This window comes from Sphingopyxis sp. CR5 (genome assembly GCF_059693785.1).
Map to the genome: position 1 here is coordinate 15,899 of NZ_JCATIE010000010.1, position 22,373 is coordinate 38,271.

Consider the following 22,373-nt stretch of genomic DNA (forward strand, 5'->3'; position numbering starts at 1 on the left):
GCTGGCATTATGAGCGGTTCGTACTGGCGAGCTTTGGGAAATCACGGGGTTGTAGCTGCCGTTTCCCTCCAAATCCCGATGAGGAAAGAGCCGCGCGCAATTCGACCGCTCGATGTCCGAACGGGGAGTACGGTAGCCTCGCTTGCAAAACTCGAACTGCACCTAGAAGGGGCCATTCGATTGGAGCACGAAAGATTGTCGGTCGGCGCCGGGAGGCTGCTGTTCGGACAGCTGCAAATCGTTGATCAAAACGATTGCGATAACCCCCGGCGCTATCTGCTTAGCTCGGTCCAAAATGGGTTAAAATTGCGCTAAAGTATTTATGAGCAAATGCTTCCTATTTTGCGATCTTCGCGCTAGGGATTGAGGCAATTCTTCGGGGGGAGATTTTATGGCCGACACGAAAAACGTGTTCATTAGCCACGTCCACGAGGACGACATCGGTCTGACGAAGCTCAGGAATCTGCTCGCTTCCAAAGGCTTGGCTATACGGGACTCGTCGATCCACACGGGGAAGTTCAACAACGCGACCGATGAAAAATACATCAAGACCGGGATACTGGCGCCCGCGATCAACTGGGCCGGTGTTTTCATTTGCTATGTCTCGCCGCAGACCAAGGACAGCGACTGGGTCAATTGGGAAATCGAATATGCCGCCAAGCAGGGGAAGCGCATCATTGGCGTCTGGGAGCACGGCCAGAAGGAATGTGAACTGCCTTCGGCGCTGACCGAATATGCCGACGCGGTTGTCGGCTGGAACGGCGATGCGATCATCGACGCAATTAACGGCAAGGATGGCTGGGAGAAACCCGACGGCGGGCCTTGCGATACGGTTGGCCTCAAGAAACATCCCTGCTGATGCCGCGACTTCATTCCTATGTCGTCCGCTACGACAGCGGATTCGCGCCCAATCCGTTCTATGGATATTGCACGCTCGCCACTTGCAAGCCAGATATTCGTAATGCGGCGAAGCCTGGCGACTGGGTGGTTGGAAGCGGAAGCGCCGCGAAGACCGTACGGCGCGGCGGATATCTCGTCCATGCGATGCGAGTCACGGAGATTCTGAGCTTCCAAGAGTATGACGCCGATCCCCGTTTTGCGAGGAAGAAGCCCTATCGTTCGGGCAGCAGAAAGCAAAGCTGCGGCGACAATATCTACTTTCGCAATTCTGCTGACAATGGCTGGCTGCAACGAGACTCGTTCCACACGACCGACGCAGGCGAACAGCATCCGAGGCATATCGCGCGCGATACCGGCGTCAATCGGGTCCTGATAAGCGAAGACTTCGTATACTACGGCGGATACGGCCCCCGAATACCCGAAGAACTGGTCGACGCCGATGGCCGCCCGGTGTGCAAGCAAGGGATCGGGCGTAATGTTTTCGACGATCCCAAATTGATCGCGGATTTCGAACAGTGGATTCGCTCGCTCGGCGAAGCCGGCTATCGGAACGCGCCTTATGAATGGAGGCAACTTCGTGGCGGCACCCGGTACTGACAGCGCGAGCGGGTCCGTGCCGCTCAGCGATTATGTAGCGCAGATTGATGGCACCGATGTTTTAAGTGCCGATAGCCTCGAACCGGTCCAGCTCGGGCTTTATGGCGAGGTCGGCGGCATCATGTCAGCCTCGAAAAAGCATGTGCGCGAAGGCGAGGCTTTTCCGGGTTTCCGTAAGGCGGCAGAAGAGGAATTTGGCGACACACTGTGGTATTTTGCTGCTCTTTGCAGGCGCCTCGGACATCCTCTTGAGGACATCTTCACCGACGGTAGCGCGAACGGCGGATATAAGCGGATCGGCGTCGCCAGCGATTACCGTCGAGGCGCGCTTGCGCATATCTTAGTGCCGGAAACTGCCGTGAATCTCGATACTGCGCTGTTTGACCTCGGGCGCGCGGCCGCGACGCTACTCGAAGCATCGCCGACGCGCGAGGACCTCGTCGGGTTTGCGGGCCATTATCTCAAGGCGCTGAGCGGCGCGGGGCTCGATTTCTCGACCGTAGTGCGCGGCAATATCAAGAAAACGCGCGGTGCGTTTCTCGACCCTGATCCCGCCACGCTTTGCGATTTCGATGACGATTTCCTGCCTGAAGAGCAATTGCCTCGCCAGTTCCGGATCAAGGTCAGCCAGCGAGCCAGCGGAAAGACCTATCTGCAATGGAACGGCGTCTTCATCGGTGATCCGCTTACCGACAATATCGCAGACCGCGACGACTACCGTTTTCACGATGTCTTTCATTTTTCCCACGCCGCCATTCTGCACTGGTCTCCGGTCGTCCGAGCCCTAATCAAGCAGAAGCGGAAGAGCCGGAAAGAATATGACGAGGAGCAGGACAGCGGGCGTGCGATCGTTGTCGAGGAAGGCCTGACCGCTTGGATATTCTCTCGCGCCAAGGAGCTGAATTTCTTCGAAGATCAGAGCCGAATATCGTTTGGCCTATTGAAGACGATCGGCGAGTTTGTCGCCGGCTATGAGGTTTCGGGGTGCCCACCGAAGCTCTGGGAGCGCGCCATTCTGGACGGCTACGAGGTTTTCAGGCAGATGCGCGATGCGCAAGGAGGTTGGATCGTGGGTGACCGGGATGCGCGAACAATCCGTTACGAACCTCTAGAGGAGCCCGCATGACCACGCAGTCCTTCGTTCGCGCTGTGTCGCAGCTGTCGTTCGAGCACGCCTTCAACCCCTATACTGACCGTTGCGCGATTTTCGACCGCGCCGACGCTGCACGGACGCGCGCGGCCGCATTGGCGGCCATGCTCGAAAGCGCCATGTTGGCGCCGGTAGACGCGATCTGGGTCGGCAGAGACCTTGGCTACCGTGGCGGACGAAGAACGGGCCTCGCGCTCACCGACGAAGTGAATGCGAACGCGCACATGAGCCGATGGGGCGTGGAGATCGATCGCCCGACCGTGGGTGACATTGTGGCAGAGCGCACGGCTGCGGTGATCTGGACGATGCTGGCGCAGATCGATGCCCGGATATTCCTCTGGAACGTGTTTCCGCTCCATCCCCACGAACCAGGCCAACCATTCACCAATCGCACGCATAATGCGAAGGAACGGCGAGCCGGCGAGGATATCCTGGCAATGCTGATCGAGCTGTTGCAACCGCGCAGAGTATTCGCGATCGGTAATGATGCAGCCCTCGCGGTGGGCCGCATAGATGCAAGTTTGCCGACCGTTCCCGTCCGGCATCCCAGCTATGGAGGGCAGACGCAGTTTCTGCGGCAGATCAGAGAAGCCTATGAATTGGCCGAGGCGCCCGAGCCGGCCGTGCGTCGGTTGCTATAGCGGTACCACCACTGCTTGCTGCAGCGTGACGGCCGCCCGAAGGCGACGGATGTAAATGAAGAATTGGAGAAGAATCTGGCCAAAGTTATCGTCACGGGCTTTCTGAGGGAATGTCCAGCAGCGCCTGCGGATGACGATAAAGCTGGACAGGGGGTGATCGATGAACCGCGTCGCAGAGGAATTCATAGGCAAGTTCCTGACCGAACTGCGCGAGGACAATGCCGCCATTTTTATTGGGGCCGGCCTTTCCAAAGCGGCCGGTTTTGTAGATTGGCGCGGCCTTCTCAAACCCATTGCCACTCCGTTGGGCCTCGATGTCGACAAGGAAAGCGATCTCGTCGGCTTGGCCCAATTTCACCTCAATACAAACGCCGGCAATCGAAATCAGCTCAACCAGCTCCTTATTGAACAATTCACGGATTTGCCCGCGCCCAGTGAAAATCACCGGCTGCTCGCCCGCCTTCCGATCCGCAGCTACTGGACTACCAACTATGATCGGCTGATCGAACAGGCCCTGAAAGACAGCGGCAAGCGGGTCGACTCGAAATACACCATCGAACAGCTCGCTCTAACCGTTCGCGGCCGCGACGCCGTAGTCTATAAGATGCACGGCGATATTGAGCATGCGGACAAAGCCGTGCTCACCAAAGACGACTATGAGCGCTACTCAACGACGCACGCACCGTTCATCACTGCGCTTACCGGTGATCTCGTCGAGCGGACCTTCCTGTTCCTCGGCTTCAGCTTCACCGATCCCAATCTCGACTATGTGCTGGCGCGCATACGCTCACGCTTCGAAAAGAACCAACGGCAGCATTTTTGCATCGTCAAGACCCGCTCGAAGCTACCGGACGAATCCGAGGCCGACTTCACGTATGCCAAGACACGCCAGGATCTCGTCGCCCAAGACCTGCTGCGTTTCAACATCAAGACCATTTTTGTCGACGAGTTCGGCGATATTACCGAGCTTCTGCGGACGATCTCAAACCGATTCCGGCAGCGGACGGTGTTCATGTCCGGAAGCGCGGCGGACTATGGCCCGTGGGGACAACAGAACACTGAGAATTTCCTGATGCGTCTTTCGTCGGCACTGATCGATCGCGACTGCCGCATCACCAGCGGCTTTGGTTTGGGAATTGGCAGCGCCATCGTTACCGGCGCGGTCGAACAAATCTATTCAAGCAGCCAACGCAGCATCGACAGCCATCTGATCCTGCGGCCCTTTCCGGCAGGGATACAGGACCAAGCCGAACGCACGCGCGTTTTCGCGCGCTACCGAGAAGAGCTGATCGCCCAGGCTGGAATCGCCATCTTCGTGATGGGGAACAAGCTTCAGTCAGACGGCGTTGTGCCAGCAGACGGCATGCGCGTAGAATTCGATCTCGCGCGCAAGGAGGGCCTGCATTGTCTGCCGATCGGCGCGAGCGGTGGGATATCGGCCGAATTCTGGCGCGAGACGATGGCCGATCTGAAGACCGCGTTTCCGGAGCGCGATGACAATTTCTATGCACTGTTCGAGCGGCTCGGTCAGCAGGTCGACAATCCGCTCGAGCTTATCGATCCCATTCTTCAGATCATCGACATCCTAAGAAAGGAATAGGCATGGCGCGCCACACCTTTTTCAGCTTCCACTATGAGCGCGACGTCTGGCGGGCGGGACAGGTCCGCAACAGCTGGGTCACGCAGGAGCGGGTCGCATCGGGCTTCTTCGACAAGGCGGCGTGGGAAGAGGTCAAGAAAAAGGGCGACGGGGCGATCAAAGCCTGGATCGATGCGCAATTGAAGGGTACGTCGGTGACGGTCGTGCTGATCGGCGCCGAGACATCGAACCGCGACTATGTGAATTACGAGATCACCCAAAGCTGGGCCAAGGGCAACGGTCTCTTGGGCGTCTACATCCACAATCTCAAGGACACCGCGCAGAAAGCCGACATCAAGGGCGTCAATCCGTTCAGTCAGTGGACGTTCAAGCGTGATGGCGTGGTCGTCTCGATCCCGACCTATGATTGGGTCAGCGACAACGGCTACGCCAATCTCGGCAGTTGGATAGAGACTGCGGCAAAGGCCGCCGGACGCTAGGATAGCAGACCCGGCAGCGCGGAGCTTTTCTAACCGGCGGGCGGCAAGCCCTTGTCGGCAGCACGCGGCTGGCTCAGGATTGCTCATCGCTGCTGGCGCTCGCTGGCGCGGTTTGGCGCCGCAAGGCCGTAGTTTTCAGGCCTGGCCGTTTGATCGATCTTCCCCGCCCATGAACCGAGGCGACCAGACCGCCAGCGGACGGGGAAGATAATGATGCCGTATGGATTATTTCTCGCCAGATTCTTGGCAACTGCGCTCGTCGCGGCTTCGGGCGCGACGCCGTGTACCGCTGCGACGCGGGCGCTGGTGACGCCCGATGTCGATGGGCGAGCCCGCTTTGACCTTATCTGAGCTTGGCCGATTCGGATCGGCTTGATCCTCCTGAGCGACGTGCGCAGCGATGCGGTCTGGGCGCCAATCCGGTCGCTGGGACAACATGGAAAAAATATTTCCGCCCCGCCAATGGCCGCCACGAAACGCCAACGGACGCCAGGAGACGCCAGACCCCGCCACCCCGGGTAGCACGACCGTGCCCATGTCCTTGCAAAGCAAGGAGGAGTCGCCAATTCTTCAACCCAGGGGAACCCAGCCACCGTCAGCCGATGGAGTATGTCCCATGCCCGTTCCTGATAGGATCATCCGCCTCCAGACCGTCCTCGCCCGCACCGGGCTTTCCCGCTCGACGCTATATCGCAAGATCGGCGAAGGCACTTTCCCTCCGCAGGTGCGGATCAGCGTCCACGGTGCTGGCTGGTACGAGTCCGCCGTCAACCGCTGGATCGCCGACCCGCCTGCCTACCGCGCCGACAACGACAATCGCGATGCGCAGCGGGCCGGTCATGCAAGAGGATGACGAGCCGCACGGCCGCATCGTAGCCGCGAACGATAATGGCGTAGTCGATCCCGCCGCTGTCGATGCGGCGCTGACGCGTATCGCCGAAGCAATCGGTCGCCACATCGCCCGCGAGCATATCCGTGCCCGCAAGGCGGCGAACGACAACGAGCCTCTGAAAAACCCGAAGGCGCCGACGCATTGACCATAGGGTGTTGGCGCGGGAGACTGTCTTACCCGGCTGTGCAGGGCTCCATCCCGCTATTGCAAAGGAAGACGCTATGATCCGCGCCGCGCTCTATGCCCGTTATTCCTCCGACCAGCAGAATGCCGCCTCGATCGCCGACCAGCAGCGCCTCTGCCGCGAGCGCGCGGAGCGCGAAGGGTGGCAGATCGTCGCGAGCTATGCCGATGCCGCCATCTCGGGCGACAGCATGATCCTGCGGCCGGACGTCCAGAAGCTGCTCGCCGATGCGCAGGGCGGCAAGTTCGACATCGTGGTCGCCGAAGCACTCGACCGGGTATCGCGCGACCAGGCCGATGTCGCGACGCTCTACAAGCATCTCCAGTTCGCACGGGTGCCGCTGATCACGCTCGCCGAAGGCGAAATCTCTGAGCTGCATGTCGGGCTCAAGGGAACGATGAATGCGCTGTTCCTCAAAGACCTCGCCAAGAAAACGCATCGCGGTCTGCGGGGGCGGGTTGAGAAAGGTTTCTCCGCCGGCGCGGTCGGCTATGGCTACCGCATGGTCCGGCGCCTGAACAGCGAAGGTGAGCTGGTGCGCGGCGAGCGCGAGGTCGATCCCACGCAAGCGCTGATCGTCGAGCGCATCTTCCGAGAATTTGCCGCTGGCAAAAGTCCCATCGCCATCGCACGCGACCTCAACGTCGAGGGCATTGCGGGGCCGTCGGGAAAGTCGTGGCGCGACACGAGCATCCGGGGCACGCCGCGCCGGGGTCTCGGCGTTCTGAACAATGAACTCTATGTCGGTGTCCGCGTCTGGAACCACAAACATTATGTGAAAGATCCGACCACCGGCAAGCAGGTCACCCGGCTCAACCCCGAATCCGAGTGGGTGCGAAAGGCGGTGCCCGAACTGCGCATCGTCAGCGACGAGCTATGGGACGCGGCCAAGCGCCAACAGGAAGCGCTTGCCGCGCGGAACAAGGGCATCAAGGCAGCGGCGCAGGCGCGGGCGCTGCATGGCAAGCGGCGTCCAGCCTATCTGCTCTCAGGCCTGCTCGAATGCGGTGAGTGCGGCAGTACCTTCGCCATCGTCGTCAGTGACCGCTATGGCTGCGTCGGCCATTATCGCAGCCGCACCTGCTCCAACAGCCGGACGATCCGGCGCGAGGAACTGGAGCGTCGGGCGCTCGCGGGCATCGCCGACCGGCTGGTGTCGGCTGACAAGATCGACGCGGCCGTCGCCGCCTATGCGAACCATATCAACCGCGAGAATCGCGAGCGCCGTATCCAGGCCGATGCCGACAGCCGTGCCCTTGCGAAGATCGACAAGGCTATCGCGGGCATCATGGCGGCGATCGAGGACGGGCTTTATCAGCCGTCGATGAAGGCACGCATGGCCGAACTCGAACACGAGAAGGCCGAAATCACCGCGCGGCTTGCCGAGACGCCCGCTGGCATCCCCGATGTCCATCCCGGCATTGCCGAGATCTACAAGCGCAAGGTCGCCAGACTCACCGAAACACTCAAAGACCCGCACGCACGGCTCGATGCGTCAGCCGACATCCGCTCGCTCGTCGGCAAGATCGTGCTGCATTCCGGCGAGAAGCGCGGCGAGGTTCATGCCACGCTACATGGCTCGCTGATGGGTATTCTCGACTTCGTGAATGACAACGCGCAACCGGGCACCGACCGAGTTGTAACAAAGGTGTGCCCGGGTTCGCGGGAATGACAAAGGCTGGGGGATGTCCGCTCCCCCACCCCCAAATCCGACGTCGACGATCAACGCCATGAACGGGGTTGAACGCGCGCGTGGTGCGGTTAAACCCGTCACATGCGAAACCATCTTCTTGCCGGCACCGCCGCGCTAACCGCCGTCCTTTCTGCAACTCCCGCGTTTGCGCGCCCGATGACCGAGGTCGACCTCGCGACTATGAAGCGCGTCGCCGCTCCAGCCGCGTCGCCCGACAGGCGCTGGGTCGCATTCCAGATCACCGAAACCGCGCCCCAAACCTACAAGCGATCGACCGGACTGTGGCTCGTCGACCGCAAGGCGAAGGGGGCACAGCCGGTGCGGATCGCCGATGTGGCGGGCAAGAATGAAAGCTCGCCCGCCTTCGGCCCCGACGGCCTCCTTTATTTCATTTCCGACGCCTCGGGCAGCGACCAGATCTGGCGTGTCGCCGCAGGCCTCGACGCGGGCGCCGCGACGCAGGTCACCGACGAGAAGGCCAGCGTCGCCGGCTTCAAGATTTCTCCCGACGGCAAGCGCCTGCTCGTCTGGGGCGACGTGCCGAAGGAATGCACGAGCTTTGGCTGCGAGGCGAAGGACAAGGGCGCGCTCGTCGGCCCCGGCAGCGGCCGGCTCTACAAGGATGGCGTCGGCTTTGTGCGCCATTGGGATCAGTGGGAAACGCCGGGCACCTACAGTCGTCCGTTCGTGTTCGACCTCGTCGATGGCAAGGCGACCGTGGGCCGCCCGCTCGACGCCGGACTCGTCGGCGACACGCCGTCAAAACCCTTCGGCGGCGGCGAGGAGCTCGCATGGGGGACCGACAGCCGCACCGTCTATTTTGCGCTCCGAAAGTCCGACCGCGACGAGCCACGCTCGACCAATCTCGACATCTATCAGGCCAAGGTCGACGCGCGGATTATGCCGGTCAACCTGACCCAAGACAATCGGGCGACCGATACCCTTCCCGCTCCCTCGCCCGACGGCAAATGGCTCGCCTATGGCGCGATGGCGCGACCGGGATACGAAAGCGACCGCGTCGTGCTGATGCTGCGCAACCTCGAAACCGGGGAAACGCGAAAGCTCACCGACGGGTGGGACCGCTCGGTCGGTTCGATCGCATGGGCGGCGGATGGCAAGTCGCTCTATGTCACCGCGCAGGACGTGCTGGACCACCCTGTCTTTCGCGTCGATGCCGCGAGCGGCAAGGTCGAACGGCTCAAAGCCTCGAACCAGCCGACCGAAGGCAATATCGGCGACGTCACCCCGCTCGCCGACGGCAGCCTTGTCTACACGCGCAACAGCATATTGATGCCGACCGACATCTACGCCCGCGACGCCAAGGGCAAGGTGACGCAGCTCACCGCCGCCAACGCCGATACGCTCGCCCAGTTCGACAAGGTCGAAGTCGAACGGATGCAGTTTGCGGGCGCGAATGGCGACAAGGTGTGGGGCATGATCCTGAAGCCCGTCAGCCCGGTCCAGAAACTGCCCGTCGCCTTCTTCGTCCACGGCGGCCCGCAGGGCAGCTTCGGCAACAGCTGGTCGACGCGCTGGAACCCGCGCCTGTTCGCGCAGCAGGGCTATGGCGTGGTCACCGTCGATTTCCACGGCTCGACCGGTTACGGCCAGGCCTTCACCGATAGCATCAACAAGGATTGGGGCGGCAAGCCGCTTCAGGATCTGAAGCTTGGCCTTGCCGCGGCGGGGAAGCAGGACGGGCAGCTCGACATCGCCAACGCCTGCGCGCTCGGCGCCTCCTATGGCGGCTATATGATGAACTGGATCGAGGGCCAGTGGACCGATGGCTTCAAATGCCTCGTTCAGCACGACGGCGTCTTCGACGCGCGCGCGATGGCCTATGAGACCGAAGAGCTGTGGTTCGACGAATGGGAACATGGCGGCGCCTATTTCGAGGTTCCCGAGGAGTTCGAGAAATGGAACCCGGTGAACCATGTCGCCAAATGGCAGACCCCGATGCTGGTCATCACCAGCGAGAAGGATTTCCGCATTCCCTATACGCAGGGGATCGCCGCCTTCACCGCGCTCCAGCGCCGCGGCGTGCCGTCCGAACTGCTGGTTTTTCCCGACGAGAATCATTGGGTGCTGAAGGGTGCAAACAGCGTCCAGTGGCACCGCACCGTGTTCGACTGGCTCGGTGAGTATCTGAAGAAGTAGGCGCGTCCCCCTTATCTCGTCACCCCGGACTTGATCCGGGGTCCCGCTTTTTCCTTTCGGCGTCGAAAGCGGGATGCCGGATCAAGTCCGGCATGATGAAAGAGGGGTTCGTTCCCCCTTGCCGCTGCGCTCCCCGACTGGCAAAGGCGCCCGGCTATGCCAATGGAAAAGACGTTCGATCCCGCCGCCATCGAGGCGAAATGGTCCCATGCGTGGGAGAGCCGCGGGCTCTATCGCCCCGCGCGCCCCGACGCGCAGCCTTTCACGATCGTCAACCCGCCGCCGAACGTCACCGGCGCGCTCCATATCGGCCATGCGCTCGACAATACGTTGCAGGACGTCCTCGTCCGTTACGAGCGGCTGCGCGGTAAGGATGCGCTGTGGGTCGTCGGCATGGATCATGCCGGCATCGCGACGCAGATGGTGGTCGAGCGCCAGCTCGAAGAGCGGCAGGACAAGCGCACCAACTATACGCGCGAGGAATTCGTCGAAAAGGTGTGGCAGTGGAAGGCGGAAAGCGGCGGCCAGATCACCGGCCAGCTCCGCCGCCTCGGCTGCTCGATGGACTGGTCGCGCGAGCAATTCACGATGGACCCGCATTTCACCCGCGCCGTCGTCAAGGTGTTCGTCGACCTGCACAAGCAGGGCCTGATCTATCGCGACAAGCGCCTCGTGAACTGGGATCCCAAGCTGAAGACCGCGATCAGCGACCTCGAGGTCGAGACGCATGAGGTGAACGGCGGCTTCTGGCACTTCAAATATCCGCTCGCCGACGGCGTCACCCTTGATGATGGTCGCGACTATATCGAGGTCGCGACGACGCGCCCCGAAACGATGCTCGCCGACATGGCGGTCGCGGTGCATCCCGACGACGAACGTTACAAAAGCGTGATCGGCAAGGACATCCTCCAGCCGATCACCGGGCGCCGCTTCAAGGTGGTCGCCGACGAACATGCCGATCCTGAACTGGGCAGCGGCGCGGTGAAGATCACGCCGGGGCATGATTTCAACGACTTCGAGGTCGGCAAGCGCGCGGGCTTCAAACCCGCCGAGATGCTCAACATGCTCGATGGCGATGCGAACGTCATCCAGACCGCCGACGGGTTGATCCCCGACGAGTATCTGGGCCTCCATCGCTTCAAGCGCGATGGGAAGGACGGCGCGCGCGAGCTGGTCGTGCAGCGAATGAAGGAAGGCGGCTTCCTGATCCCGCACACCGACAAGGACGGCGTGGAGCATGACGCAGAGCCGCGCACGATCCAGACGCCCTTCGGTGACCGCGGCGGCGTGGTGATCGAGCCCTGGCTGACCGATCAATGGTATGTCGACGCCGAAACGCTCGCGCAGCCCCCGATGCAGGCGGTGCGCGACGGGCGCATCAACATCGTCCCCAAGACGTGGGAAAAAACCTTCTTCAACTGGATGGAAAATATCCAGCCCTGGTGCGTCTCGCGCCAGCTCTGGTGGGGGCACCGTATTCCGGCGTGGTATGCCGAGGATGGCCGCATCTTCGTTGCCGAAACCGAAGAAGAGGCACGGGCCGAAGCGGGTGACGAGATTGTCCTGACACGCGACCCCGACGTCCTCGACACCTGGTTCTCCTCTGCCCTCTGGCCTTTCGCGACGCTCGGCTGGCCCGAGGACGATCCACAAAACTCCGTTCGCCCTGAGCTTGTCGAAGGGCCGTCCTTCTCTTCTTCCGACGGAGAAGGAAAGAACGGTGCTTCGACAAGCTCAGCACAAACGGAATTGGGGGGCAGCGCGCAATCCCTCCTCGCCCGCCACTATCCGAACGATGTCCTCATCTCGGGCTTCGACATCCTGTTTTTCTGGGATGCGCGTATGGCCATGCAGGGGATGCATTTCCTGAACGAAGTGCCGTGGAAGACGCTCTATCTCCACGGCCTCGTCCGCGCGCCCGACGGGGCGAAGATGTCGAAGTCGAAGGGCAATGTCGTCGATCCGCTCGGTCTGATCGACCAATATGGCGCCGACGCGCTGCGCTTCTTCATGAGCGCAATGGAAAGCCAAGGCCGCGACATCAAGATGGATGACGCGCGCCTCGCGGGCTATCGCAATTTCGCGACCAAGCTGTGGAACGCCGCGCGCTTCTGCGAAGCCAATGGCATTTCGGCCTCGACCAGCATCGAAGCGCCCGCCGCCACCCTGCCCGTCAACCGCTGGATCATCGGCGAAGTCGCCGACACCGTCACCGCGATCGACAAGGCTTTCGCCGCCTATCGCTTCGACGACGCCGCCAATGCGATCTACAGCTTTGCGTGGGATCGGTTCTGCGATTGGTATCTCGAACTGATCAAGCCGGTGCTTTCCCCCCTCCCGCTTGCGGGAGGGGTCGGGGGTGGGCCGACTTCTGCGCCGACCGATGGGGACATGCCCACCCCTAACCCCTCCCGCAAGCGGGAGGGGGACGAGGCAGCCGAAACCCGCGCCGTCGCGGGCTGGGTGCTCGACCAGATCCTCGTCATGCTCCACCCCTTCATGCCCTTCATCACCGAAGAGCTGTGGACCGGGCTCGGCGACCGTGCCGATTATCCGCTGATCACCGCCAAATGGCCCGCGCCGAACGTGGAGCGCGATGCCGAGGCGAGCGCCGACATCGACTGGTTGATCAAGCTGGTCGGCGAACTGCGCGGCGCCAAGGCCGAACTCGGCCTGCCGCCGGGTGCGCGTCTGACCGCGCATTTCCCGGCCGCGCTTAAACAGCGCACCGACACACTCGCGGCCCAGCTCGACCGTCTCGCGCGACTTGAGCGGGTCAGCTTCGATCCCGCTCCCGCCGGCGCATCGGCGCAGCTCGTCGTCGAAGGCGAGACGATCACCGTGCCGCTCGAAGGCGTAATCGATATCGCCGCCGAACGCGACCGGCTGAGCAAGGCGCTTGCCGCCGCGACGAAGGAGCGCGACAGCCTCGCCGGCCGCCTGTCGAACCCGAATTTCGTCGAACGCGCCAAGCCCGAAGCGGTCGAGAAGGCGCGCGCCGACCATGATGCCAAGGCCGCCGAGGCTGAACGCCTGACCGCCGCGCTGGCGCGGCTGGGGTGAGCGGCGAGGCCCCAGCCCAGCCGGTTGCCGCTGCCGCCGACCCCGCGTCTGGGCCGGTGCCGCCGCGGCAGACCGCGCGCGGCGGCGGGCGGATGGACCTGACGAATGGGCCGATTACCAAGACGCTGATCGTCTTCGCGCTGCCGACGCTGGCGTCGAACATCCTCCAGACGCTGTCGGGGTCGGTCAATTCGGTGTGGGTCGGGCAGTTTCTCGGCGAAAGCGCACTCGCGGCGACTGCCAACGCGAACATCATCATGTTCCTGATGTTCGCGACCTTCTTCGGCTTCGGCATGGCGGCGACCGTCCTTATCGGCCAGTCGATCGGACGCGGCGACATCGACGCGGCGCGGCGCGCCAGCGGCGGCGCGATCGGCCTGGCGCTGATCTTCTCTCTCGTCATCGCCGTCGTCGGCTGGTTCGCGTCGGACGCGATCCTGCGCCTGCTCGAAACGCCCCCCGAAGCCTTCGGCCTCGCGCACGACTATCTGCGCGTCACCTTCGTCGCGATCCCGGCGAGCATGTTGATGGTCACGCTGATGATGGCCTCGCGCGGCGCGGGCGATGCCGTGACCCCGCTGCGCTTCATGATCCTGTCGGTCGGGCTCGATATCGTCCTCAACCCGGTGCTGATCCTCGGCCTCGGCCCCTTTCCCCGGCTCGGCATCACGGGCAGCGCGCTCGCGACCGCGATCGCCGGGACGATCAGCCTGATCGCGATGCTCGTCTGGTTCTATGCCAGGGATCATGTGCTGCGCCTGCGCGGACGCGAACTCGCCTATCTTCTCCCCAATGCCGAGGAATTGCGTTTCATCATCGGCCGCGGGCTGCCGATGGGCGCGCAGATGCTCGTCATTTCGAGCGCGGGCCTGATCATGGTCGGCCTCGTCAACCGCGAGGGGCTCGATACCGCGGCCGCCTATGGCGCGACGCTCCAGCTGTGGAACTATGTCCAGATGCCCGCGCTCGCGGTCGGTGCCGCGGTCAGTGCGATGGCGGCGCAGAATATCGGCGCGCACCGCTGGGACCGGGTCACGTCGATCACCAACAGCGGCATCGCCATCAATCTCGCGATGACCGGGGTGCTGATCGCGCTGCTCCTCGCCTTCGATCGCGCCGCACTCGGCCTCTTCCTCGGCAGCGGTAGCGAAGCGATCGAGATTGCCCGCCATATCCAGCTCATCGCGACCTGGACCTTCCTCCCCTTCGGAACCACCATCGTCGTCATCGGCACCTTGCGCGCGAACGGCGCGGTGGTGCCGCCCTTGATCATCCTTTTCCTCTCGATGTTCCCCATCCGCCTCGGCATCTATTGGCTCGGCTATCCCTCACTCGGCGGCGACGCGATCTGGTGGAGCTTTCCGCTGTCCTCGCTCGCTTCGCTGGCGATGGCCTGGATCGTCTACAAACGCGGCAACTGGCGCCGGACGCTGCACCAGCCGGGCGACACCGGCCAGGAGTAGATTCGACCAACTCCCCGCCCGGTTCGACTGGTGGCGCGGGGACCGCTGGCTTTTTCCAGCGCGGGTGCGTTAGGGGGGCAGAATGAAGGTTTCGGATCCCAGGGTGATGCAGCGCGACAAGCGCGCGCGCCTCCTCGCCGCCGCACCAGACTGGCGCGCTTCGGACGCGCGCATCGATCCGCGTGTCGCAATCGGATCGATCGTCGCGATGTGGCTCATCTATTTCCTGATCACGACGGGCCTCGCCATGCTCTCGGGCGCGCCCGACCAGTGGGCGTTCATCGGCCGCCGCGGCCTCGTCGTGCTGGCCGGGATTTTCTGTACCTTCACCCTTTACCAGTTGCTCCAGCGGGCGCAGCCGCGCAGCTTCGGCGCGCGCCTTGCCGCGGCGATGGGCGCGGCGATTCCGCTCGTCATCCTCTACGCCACGGTGAACCTGCTCGTCTTCTTTTACTGGTTCCCGTCGCAAGACACCGCGCAGATCATCGAGGAGGTGCAGTCGAAATTCCCCGTCGCCTGGGAAATGATGCTCATTCTCGACAGCTCGATCCGCTGGTATTTCTTCTTCGCCGTGTGGGCCGCGCTCTACGTCGCCTTCGGTTATGCAAACGAGATGCGGGCGGTCGAGCGGCGCGCGAACAATTACCGGCTGGAGGCGAAGAATGCGCAGCTTCGCGCGCTGCACTATCAGGTCAATCCCCACTTCCTGTTCAACACGCTCAATTCGCTCTCGACCCTCGTCATGCGCGGGTCGAAGACCGAGGCCGAAGCGATGATCATGAACCTGTCGGCTTTCCTGCGCTCGAGCCTGGAAGTCGATCCCGAACAGTTTGTCAGCCTGGACGAGGAAATCGCCCTCCAGCAACTATATCTGGACATCGAGCAGGCCCGCTTTCCCGACCGGCTCCAGGTCGCGGTCGATATGCCGGCCGAGCTGAAAAACGCCTGTGTCCCGGTCCTGATCCTTCAGCCGATCATCGAAAATGCGATCAAATACGGCGTTGCACCGAGCAAGGGAAAGATCGGCATCCGCCTGACTGCGACGAGCGAATATGGATTGCTCGTACTGCGCGTCGAAAACGACATCGACCCGGCGGTCCCGGCGCCCGAGCCTGGGACCGGGCTGGGGCTGGGCAACGTCCGCGAACGACTGTTGACGCGCTATGGTCCGTCGGCAGGTTGCGAATGGGGCCGCGCCGACGACGGCGGCTTCTTTGTGTCTTTGTGGCTGCCACTTACTCAACAGGGATGCTGACGGAACAATGCAGACGCTGCGCACGCTGATTGTCGACGACGAACCGCTCGCGATCGAACGATTGCAGATATTGGCGGGCCAGCAGGACGGTGTCTCGCTGGTCGGCACGGCGAGCGACGGCGCCTCGGCGCTGAGGATGGTCGAGGCGCTCGCTCCCGATCTTCTGCTCTGTGATATCGCCATGCCCGACCTCAACGGACTCGAAGTCGCCGCGGCAATCGAAAAGCTCGACAGCCCGCCCGCCGTGGTCTTCGTTACGGCGTTCGATCGCTATGCGGTCGCCGCCTTCGACGTCGCAGCGGTCGATTACCTGTTGAAGCCCGTATCGCCCGCACGCCTCGGCAAGGCGCTCGACCGCGTACGCGACTGGCGCGCCACCGGCCGGCCCAGCCAGAAAAAGAGTCAGTGGATCGAAGAGTTCTGGGTCCAGAACCGCGGCGAGATGCTGCGGATCGATGCCAAGCATGTCGACCTTATCGAGGCCGAACGCGACTATATGCGCCTGCACGTCGGGGCTCGAAGCTGGCTGATCCACCAGACGATCAAGACGCTCGAAGCGCGGATGGATCCGGACCAGTTCATGCGGATCCATCGGTCGAAAATGGTGCGCCGCGACGGCATCGTCGGCCTGAAACATCATGGCGACGGGGCCTGGAGCGTCGATCTCGGCGAAGGCGGCGCCCACCGGATTGGACGCACCTATCTGCACGACGTCAAGGCGATCATGCAGCAGGACTAGGCGCTGGCTTTCAACAAAAGGCGGCCATGCCTTTCGGCATGACCGTCTTTCGGCACCGCGTCGGTCAATTCGCCGCCACGTGCAAGGGACCTCCACTCGCCAGCTTCTTGCCCTCGAACAATAGTGCCAGTTGGGGTTCGGCGCTGCGCAGCGCCACGGTGCGGCATTTGACATATCGGCGCTGTTCGCCAAGGGTAAGGCGATTGATGGACCCGCCATCGCACACTTTTTGCGCGGCTCTCGCGACGCGAGCGCGCAAGGCGGCACGGGCTTCGGCGGTCGACAGGTCGAGGTCGCTGTAGTGCACATAGGCACGCCGTTCACCTGTTTCGTCGGCCGCAACGGCAGGAACAGCGCTGGCCGCAGCCATCGGCGCGGCGAGAAGGAAGAGGGAAAGTTTCACCATGGGGGCAGTCCTTTCGAACCGAGGGGGAGACGCGAGATGCGGAAGTCCGGACCGGGGAGACCGGTGCCCCCGCACCTCGCAGTTCGATATCTCGGTCAGATTGCCCCGCAACGCATCCAAGGTTCGATCGGCCCCATCGAATGCTCGATTGAAGGATGAAGGACGTTCACGGATCGACCAACGTCCGGCCGGCGGGGAGCCTTTTCCGTGACCGCAGGATCGAGCGGGAACGGCACCGCGCGGTGGCACCGCTACCTCCTTTACGGGGTCGTCGCGGCGGGTTCGGGACTGGTTGCGGGATGGCTGCTCGGACAGGTCGCGGTAGGAGACGGACTGTACGGCGCCGCGACAACAAGCGAAATACCTTCGAGCTTTGCCGAATTGAGCGGCAATCCCGACTCGGTGACCACCGACAGCCAGCCTCTTGCGCCCCGGTGCATCGGATGCGCCGATGGCGCGGCCGCCGCCGCACGACTGCGCCACGCGCGCTACGATCGCACGGGAGACGACTATCGCGCCCTCGATCCGGTGGCGATCGAATATCCTGCGCCCGCCGCCGGCGAGGCCAACGGCCTGTATGCCGAAGTCGACGGGCCAGCGAGCGATCCCTTGGCCAATGCAGGTGCAGCCGATACTTCGACGACGCTCTCCGAGCGAAACGTCGGCAATTCCCGAATGGTCATCTTGTCCGGCGACAGCGTCCCCGCCGTCCCGACCCCGCAGCCGGTCGCCGTCGCCCTGCCCGCGGCCAAGCCCCAGACGAAATAGCGGCCCGCCGGCCAATCCTCAGCGGATCGGCGACCGGTTCAGGGGTTGGAGGATTTGGGATCGGACGGCTGGGCGCAACGATCGGAATGGCCGGCCTTGCACGCAGCGACATCGGCCTCCCACTGCTTTTTCCGGGCTTCGAACCGCATCCGTTCCTCGGCCGACATAGCAGCGACCCGCGCCTTTTCGGCCTCATAGGCCGCCGTTTCTTCGGCATAGCTCGCCCGGGCATCGGCCTCTTCCTGTGCGGCGGCCTGGACCTGCTGCTCATAAGCGATCTTTTCCGAACGGGCCCTCGCCGCCTGTTCGGCATTCAGCCGCGCCGTATTGGCACGTTCCTCGGGCGTCGTTCCGTCCGGCTTCTTCGGAGCCGCGGCGTCCGCATTCTCGTCGACCTGCGACAATTCGCTGACCGCCTGGGCCAGGTCGTCCTTCCCGTCGCTTGTGGGCTGGAGCGCCAGAGCCGGCGTGGCGATCGCCACGGCAAGCGCCGTGACGACGGTCGGAACAAATTTGGTCATCGCATGTCTCCTGCGGTCGGAACGCTATTCGCGGCCAGAACGCTTCGTCGCACATTGCGTTCCCATCGGCGCGGGATTTGACCCCGCTTCACCGACCGGCCATGCTGCCGCCTACATGGCCGCTCCCATTCTCCACCCGATCAATCGCCCGGTATTCTTCGTCCCCCTCGGCGTGCTCGTCGCCGCGCTGCTCCTCAGCCTCTGGCAAGGCACCGCGTTCGTCGCGGCCGAAACGGCGATCAACGACTGGATCCTGGACAATTTCGGTGCCGCCTTTTCGGTTACGAGCGTCGCCTTCCTGCTGTTGCTGGGTTTCGTCGCGGTTTCGCCATTCGGAAAGACCGTGATAGGCGGCGTCGGCGCCACGCCGCTGCTGGGACGCTGGCGGTGGTTCGCGGTTACCTTGTGCACCACGATCGCGACCGGCATCTTGTTCTGGGGTGCCGCAGAGCCGCTGTTCCACCTCAACGATCCGCCCGCGATGCTGGGCCTGGAGCCGGGAACCGACGCGGCCGCGACCTTCGCCATGTCGACGATGTTCCTGCACTGGACGCTGACGCCCTATGCCATCTACACCGTCGCGGCGCTCGCCTTTGCCCTCCTCTACTATAATCGCTCCGAACCCTTCAGCCTTTCATCGCTGTTCGTGCCGCTGATCGGCAAACGAGCGCACGGTACCGTCGGAACGGTCATCGACATATTGTGCCTGTTCGCGCTTGTGGCCGGGATGGCGGCATCGCTGGGCGCGGGCATATTGGCGCTCGCCGGCGGGATCGAGGGCCTTGGCCATTTTTCCGGCGGTCCGGCGCTCCGCTGGGCGATCGCGGGCGCGATCGTCGCGACCTTCGTCGTGTCGGCGGCCCTGGGGCTGCAACGCGGGATCACGCGCCTGTCGCTGCTCAATGTCTGGCTCTTTTTTGCCGTGCTGCTTTTCGTGCTCGTTGCCGGGCCGAGCGACCGCCTCGCCGGCCTCGGGCTGTCGGGCGCACGCGATTACGCCGCGACCTTCTTTCCGCGGAGCCTCGGCCTCGACGTCGATACCGGGTGGCACCGGCAATGGACGGTCTTCAACTGGGCCAACTGGTTCGCCTGGGCCCCGGTCACCGCTCTTTTTCTGGGTCGCCTCGCGGTTGGCTACACGGTCCGCGTCTTCATTCTGTTCAACCTGCTGTTGCCCGCGATGTTCGGTGCCGCCTGGATGACGATCGTCGCAGGCACGACAATCGCGCTCGATCAGCAGGCGGGGGGCAATCTCTATGCGCTCCTCACCAGCGCCGGGCCCGACCCCCTGCTCTATCGACTCTTCAGCGACCTTGGCGGCGGCCTTCCCGTATTTGTCGTGCTGATTGCCGCCATCTTCCTGTCCTATGTCACCGCCGCGGACAGCAATGTCTCGGCGATGAGCGCGCTTTCGACGCACGGCATCTCGCCCGAAACGCCCGAAGCGCCCTTGTGGGTCAAGGTGGTCTGGGGGGTGACCGTCGGTCTTGTCGCAATCATTCTGGTCGCCGCATCGGGTATCGACGGCATCCGCATGATGTCGATCCTCGGAGGATTCCCGGCCTTGTTCGTGATCTGCGGCGCGGCCCTGTCGGTCGGCGCGATGGCGATACGGGGGCGGCACGACACCGCCCCCGCCGTCACCGGTTAGACAGTCTTACCAGATGCGGGTCCGATCCTCGGGCTTCAGGTAATATTTGGCGTCGGGCTTGACGTTGAACGCCTTGTACCAGGCATCGACATTGCGTGTCGGGCCGATGATCCGCCAGCGCGCCGGGCTATGTTCGTTGCTGGCGACCTGCTGCTTGATCGCGTCCTCGCGCGCCTTGTCGCGCCAGGCTTGCGCGAACGCCAGGAAAAAACGCTGATCGCCCGTCAGCCCGTCGATCACCGGCGCCTCTTTGCCGTCCAGCGACCGATGATACGCGTCATAAGCAACTTCCAGGCCTGCAAGGTCGGCCAGGTTCTCGCCCATCGTCAAATCGGGGTTGATGAACGCGCCGGGCGCGGCCTCATAGGTCGCATATTGCGCTCCGAAGCCCTTGGCCTGCTCCTCGAACCGCTTGGCGTCGGCCGCCGTCCACCAGTCTCGCACGGCGCCGTCGGCGTCGATCTTGCGCCCCTGGTCGTCGAACCCGTGACTGATCTCGTGCCCGATCACGGCGCCGATCGCGCCATAGTTGACCGCATCGTCGACATCCTCGCTGAAGTAGGGCGCCTGCAGGATACCCGCCGGGAACACGATCTTGTTTTCAAGCCCGCCGTTGTAGGCGTTCACTTCCTGTGCGTTCATCGCCCATTTCTTGCGATCGACGGGCTGGTCGAGATCGCTCAGAGAATAGGCATATTCGAATGCCGCGCTGCGCTCGACATTGCCGTACAGATCTGCGGGATCGATCTTGAGCGCCGAATAGTCGCGCCATTTATCGGGATAGCCGACCATGACCTGCATCTTGTCGAGCTTCGCGAGCGCGGCGTCCTTGGTCGCGGGCGCCATCCAGCTGTTGCCGCGGATGCGGTCGGCCATCGCTAGTTTCAGGTTCGCGACCAGATCTTCCATCTTGGCCTTGGCGCTCGGCGGGAAATATTTGGCGGCATATTCGCGACCGACCAATTCCCCAAGGCTGCCGTCGACGAGCGTCAACCCGCGCTTCCAGCGCGGACGCAGCTCGCTGACCCCGCTCAACGCCTTGGTGAATTCGAAGCGGTTGTCGACGAACGCCTTGGAAAGATAGGGCGCGGCATTGTCGGTCACGTGGAAATCCTGCCAGAGTTTCAGCGTGTCGAGCGGCGTCTTTGCATAGAGCGCGGCGATGTCGCGGATGGCGGTGTTCTCGTTGACGATAACCCGCTGCTGCGCGGGGATTTCGGCGCCCTTGAACCAGGCGTCCCAGTCGAGCCCCGGCGCATAGGCCGCCAGCTCGGCCGACGACATCGGGTTGTTGATCTTGCCGAGGTCGCGGCGATCGGCGATCGCCCAGCTCGCCCTGGCGATGTCGGTTTCGAAGGCTATGATCGTGTCCGCCGCCTTCTCTGGCGCCGGATTGCCGATCAGTTTCATCGTCCGCACGATATAGGCGCGATAGGCGTCGCGCTGCGTCTTGAACTGATCCGACAGATAATATTCGCGATCGGGAAGGCCGATGCCGCCCTGTCCCAGCCACAGCACGTTGGTCGTCGGATCGTCGGTGTCGGCATAGGGGCCGCCGCCGACGATGCTGTAACCGAACGCCCCCTGCGAGCGTCCCATGAAGCGCGCCATTTCGCTCTTGCCCTTGATCGCCGCGACGCGGGCCAGGTCGGCCATAAGCGGCTTGGCGCCGAGCGCTTCGACCCGCGCTTCGTCCATGAAGCTTTGATAAAGGCCGCCGACCTGGCTCGTCGGGGGAGCGGTCGTGACGAGCGCGCGCAATTGGCGCTGGGTCAGATTATAGACGTCATAGTCGACGCCTGCCGATGCCTGATCGGCGGGGATTTCGGTGTTCCTGAACCAGGTGCCATTGGCATAGCGGTCGAAATCGTCGCCGGGCCGCACCGACGTGTCGCGGGCATCGAGGTCGACGCCCCAGCTTCCGAACCGGAGCGGGTCGAGCGTGCCACTGTCGGCCGGGGCCGGCTGCGCGGCGGGGGCGCTGTCCGGTTGCGCCATCGCGGTCGGGCCGGCCAACGCAAGCGACGCCGCCGACAAAAGCAGAAATTTCTTCATAAAAGGTCCCCGTACTATTGTGATGCTCGATCCTGACGACAATGCGGCCGGGCGGCACGGCCTTTCTGGCAAGCTGCGGAAATGTTTCGACGAACGGCTCGCATATGCGGCGGACACCTTGCGGTCGCCGCCGACCCGCCCCATCTCCCACCCCGTAGC

Annotated in this window: 19 protein-coding genes; 16 read left to right on the forward strand and 3 right to left on the reverse strand. The window is 63.2% G+C overall.

The genetic code is table 11. The annotated features are described in order from the left end of the window. Positions 1-391: 391 nt before the first annotated feature. From AC58D2_RS15395 to AC58D2_RS15460, 14 genes are all read left to right on the forward strand, one after another. The gene (locus tag AC58D2_RS15395) at positions 392-859 is read left to right on the forward strand and encodes a TIR domain-containing protein (protein WP_497391821.1); all 468 of its coding nucleotides are present in this window, start codon (positions 392-394) and stop codon (positions 857-859) included. Further along, on the forward strand, positions 823-1,497 hold the full coding sequence (locus AC58D2_RS15400; protein WP_497391823.1) for an Nmad2 family putative nucleotide modification protein: 675 nt from the start codon (positions 823-825) through the stop codon (positions 1,495-1,497). The genes AC58D2_RS15395 and AC58D2_RS15400 overlap by 37 nt, the downstream gene beginning before the upstream one ends. Beyond that, positions 1,460-2,623, forward strand: coding sequence for a nucleoside triphosphate pyrophosphohydrolase family protein (locus AC58D2_RS15405; protein ID WP_497391825.1), 1,164 nt, complete (start codon positions 1,460-1,462; stop codon positions 2,621-2,623). Before AC58D2_RS15400 ends, AC58D2_RS15405 begins: the two co-directional genes overlap by 38 nt. Beyond that, complete coding sequence (locus AC58D2_RS15410; RefSeq protein ID WP_497391826.1) at positions 2,620-3,288, forward strand: uracil-DNA glycosylase; 669 nt, start codon at positions 2,620-2,622, stop codon at positions 3,286-3,288. Before AC58D2_RS15405 ends, AC58D2_RS15410 begins: the two co-directional genes overlap by 4 nt. Before the next feature lie 160 nt (positions 3,289-3,448). Further along, positions 3,449-4,888: an SIR2 family protein gene (locus AC58D2_RS15415; RefSeq protein WP_497391828.1), complete on the forward strand. Its 1,440-nt coding sequence runs from the start codon at positions 3,449-3,451 to the stop codon at positions 4,886-4,888. 2 nt (positions 4,889-4,890) lie between these two features. Next, positions 4,891-5,367: a TIR domain-containing protein gene (locus AC58D2_RS15420; RefSeq protein ID WP_497391830.1), complete on the forward strand. Its 477-nt coding sequence runs from the start codon at positions 4,891-4,893 to the stop codon at positions 5,365-5,367. 616 nt (positions 5,368-5,983) lie between these two features. Then, a complete protein-coding gene (locus AC58D2_RS15425; RefSeq protein ID WP_497391832.1) occupies positions 5,984-6,220 on the forward strand; it encodes a helix-turn-helix transcriptional regulator in 237 nt (78 codons plus the stop codon). Then, positions 6,207-6,404 (forward strand): hypothetical protein, encoded by a 198-nt coding sequence (locus tag AC58D2_RS15430; RefSeq protein WP_497391834.1) that lies wholly within the window; start codon positions 6,207-6,209, stop codon positions 6,402-6,404. The genes AC58D2_RS15425 and AC58D2_RS15430 overlap by 14 nt, the downstream gene beginning before the upstream one ends. Positions 6,405-6,480: 76 nt before the next feature. After that, positions 6,481-8,115: a recombinase family protein gene (locus AC58D2_RS15435; RefSeq protein ID WP_497391836.1), complete on the forward strand. Its 1,635-nt coding sequence runs from the start codon at positions 6,481-6,483 to the stop codon at positions 8,113-8,115. Between the two features lie 102 nt (positions 8,116-8,217). Further along, on the forward strand, positions 8,218-10,293 hold the full coding sequence (locus tag AC58D2_RS15440; RefSeq protein WP_497391838.1) for a dipeptidyl-peptidase 5: 2,076 nt from the start codon (positions 8,218-8,220) through the stop codon (positions 10,291-10,293). A 156-nt stretch (positions 10,294-10,449) separates the two neighbouring features. Further along, positions 10,450-13,356: a valine--tRNA ligase gene (locus AC58D2_RS15445; RefSeq protein WP_497391840.1), complete on the forward strand. Its 2,907-nt coding sequence runs from the start codon at positions 10,450-10,452 to the stop codon at positions 13,354-13,356. Then, the gene (locus AC58D2_RS15450) at positions 13,353-14,819 is read left to right on the forward strand and encodes an MATE family efflux transporter (protein ID WP_497391842.1); all 1,467 of its coding nucleotides are present in this window, start codon (positions 13,353-13,355) and stop codon (positions 14,817-14,819) included. Before AC58D2_RS15445 ends, AC58D2_RS15450 begins: the two co-directional genes overlap by 4 nt. An 82-nt stretch (positions 14,820-14,901) precedes the next feature. Next, complete coding sequence (locus tag AC58D2_RS15455; protein ID WP_497391844.1) at positions 14,902-16,074, forward strand: sensor histidine kinase; 1,173 nt, start codon at positions 14,902-14,904, stop codon at positions 16,072-16,074. A 7-nt stretch (positions 16,075-16,081) separates the two neighbouring features. Then, positions 16,082-16,813 (forward strand): LytR/AlgR family response regulator transcription factor, encoded by a 732-nt coding sequence (locus AC58D2_RS15460; protein ID WP_497391846.1) that lies wholly within the window; start codon positions 16,082-16,084, stop codon positions 16,811-16,813. A gap of 64 nt (positions 16,814-16,877) precedes the next feature. On the opposite strand, the gene AC58D2_RS15465 is transcribed toward AC58D2_RS15460, so the two are convergent. Next, positions 16,878-17,219 carry a UrcA family protein gene (locus AC58D2_RS15465; RefSeq protein ID WP_497391848.1) on the reverse strand — a complete coding sequence of 114 codons (342 nt, stop codon included), beginning with the start codon at positions 17,217-17,219 and terminating at the stop codon, positions 16,878-16,880. Between the two features lie 207 nt (positions 17,220-17,426). Between AC58D2_RS15465 and AC58D2_RS15470 the strand changes: the two genes are divergently transcribed. Further along, positions 17,427-17,987 carry a hypothetical protein gene (locus tag AC58D2_RS15470; RefSeq protein ID WP_497391850.1) on the forward strand — a complete coding sequence of 187 codons (561 nt, stop codon included), beginning with the start codon at positions 17,427-17,429 and terminating at the stop codon, positions 17,985-17,987. Positions 17,988-18,025: 38 nt separating this feature from the next. Here AC58D2_RS15470 and AC58D2_RS15475 read toward each other — a convergent pair whose 3' ends face one another. Next, positions 18,026-18,508 (reverse strand): hypothetical protein, encoded by a 483-nt coding sequence (locus tag AC58D2_RS15475; RefSeq protein WP_497391852.1) that lies wholly within the window; start codon positions 18,506-18,508, stop codon positions 18,026-18,028. A gap of 115 nt (positions 18,509-18,623) precedes the next feature. Between AC58D2_RS15475 and AC58D2_RS15480 the strand changes: the two genes are divergently transcribed. Then, a complete protein-coding gene (locus tag AC58D2_RS15480; protein WP_497391854.1) occupies positions 18,624-20,159 on the forward strand; it encodes a BCCT family transporter in 1,536 nt (511 codons plus the stop codon). 6 nt (positions 20,160-20,165) lie between these two features. Here AC58D2_RS15480 and AC58D2_RS15485 read toward each other — a convergent pair whose 3' ends face one another. Beyond that, the gene (locus AC58D2_RS15485) at positions 20,166-22,214 is read right to left on the reverse strand and encodes a M13 family metallopeptidase (RefSeq protein WP_497391856.1); all 2,049 of its coding nucleotides are present in this window, start codon (positions 22,212-22,214) and stop codon (positions 20,166-20,168) included. Between the last annotated feature and the right edge of the window lie 159 nt (positions 22,215-22,373).

Coding starts and splice junctions, on each gene's coding strand:
- AC58D2_RS15435 (WP_497391836.1), top strand. CDS start 6,481: ATGATCCGCGCCGCGCTCTATGCCCGTTATTCCTCCGACCAGCAGAAT.
- AC58D2_RS15395 (WP_497391821.1), top strand. CDS start 392: ATGGCCGACACGAAAAACGTGTTCATTAGCCACGTCCACGAGGACGAC.
- AC58D2_RS15475 (WP_497391852.1), bottom strand. CDS start 18,508: ATGACCAAATTTGTTCCGACCGTCGTCACGGCGCTTGCCGTGGCGATC.
- AC58D2_RS15440 (WP_497391838.1), top strand. CDS start 8,218: ATGCGAAACCATCTTCTTGCCGGCACCGCCGCGCTAACCGCCGTCCTT.
- AC58D2_RS15460 (WP_497391846.1), top strand. CDS start 16,082: ATGCAGACGCTGCGCACGCTGATTGTCGACGACGAACCGCTCGCGATC.
- AC58D2_RS15415 (WP_497391828.1), top strand. CDS start 3,449: ATGAACCGCGTCGCAGAGGAATTCATAGGCAAGTTCCTGACCGAACTG.
- AC58D2_RS15485 (WP_497391856.1), bottom strand. CDS start 22,214: ATGAAGAAATTTCTGCTTTTGTCGGCGGCGTCGCTTGCGTTGGCCGGC.
- AC58D2_RS15410 (WP_497391826.1), top strand. CDS start 2,620: ATGACCACGCAGTCCTTCGTTCGCGCTGTGTCGCAGCTGTCGTTCGAG.
- AC58D2_RS15430 (WP_497391834.1), top strand. CDS start 6,207: ATGCAAGAGGATGACGAGCCGCACGGCCGCATCGTAGCCGCGAACGAT.
- AC58D2_RS15465 (WP_497391848.1), bottom strand. CDS start 17,219: ATGGTGAAACTTTCCCTCTTCCTTCTCGCCGCGCCGATGGCTGCGGCC.
- AC58D2_RS15425 (WP_497391832.1), top strand. CDS start 5,984: ATGCCCGTTCCTGATAGGATCATCCGCCTCCAGACCGTCCTCGCCCGC.
- AC58D2_RS15405 (WP_497391825.1), top strand. CDS start 1,460: ATGAATGGAGGCAACTTCGTGGCGGCACCCGGTACTGACAGCGCGAGC.
- AC58D2_RS15455 (WP_497391844.1), top strand. CDS start 14,902: ATGAAGGTTTCGGATCCCAGGGTGATGCAGCGCGACAAGCGCGCGCGC.
- AC58D2_RS15445 (WP_497391840.1), top strand. CDS start 10,450: ATGCCAATGGAAAAGACGTTCGATCCCGCCGCCATCGAGGCGAAATGG.
- AC58D2_RS15480 (WP_497391854.1), top strand. CDS start 18,624: ATGGCCGCTCCCATTCTCCACCCGATCAATCGCCCGGTATTCTTCGTC.
- AC58D2_RS15420 (WP_497391830.1), top strand. CDS start 4,891: ATGGCGCGCCACACCTTTTTCAGCTTCCACTATGAGCGCGACGTCTGG.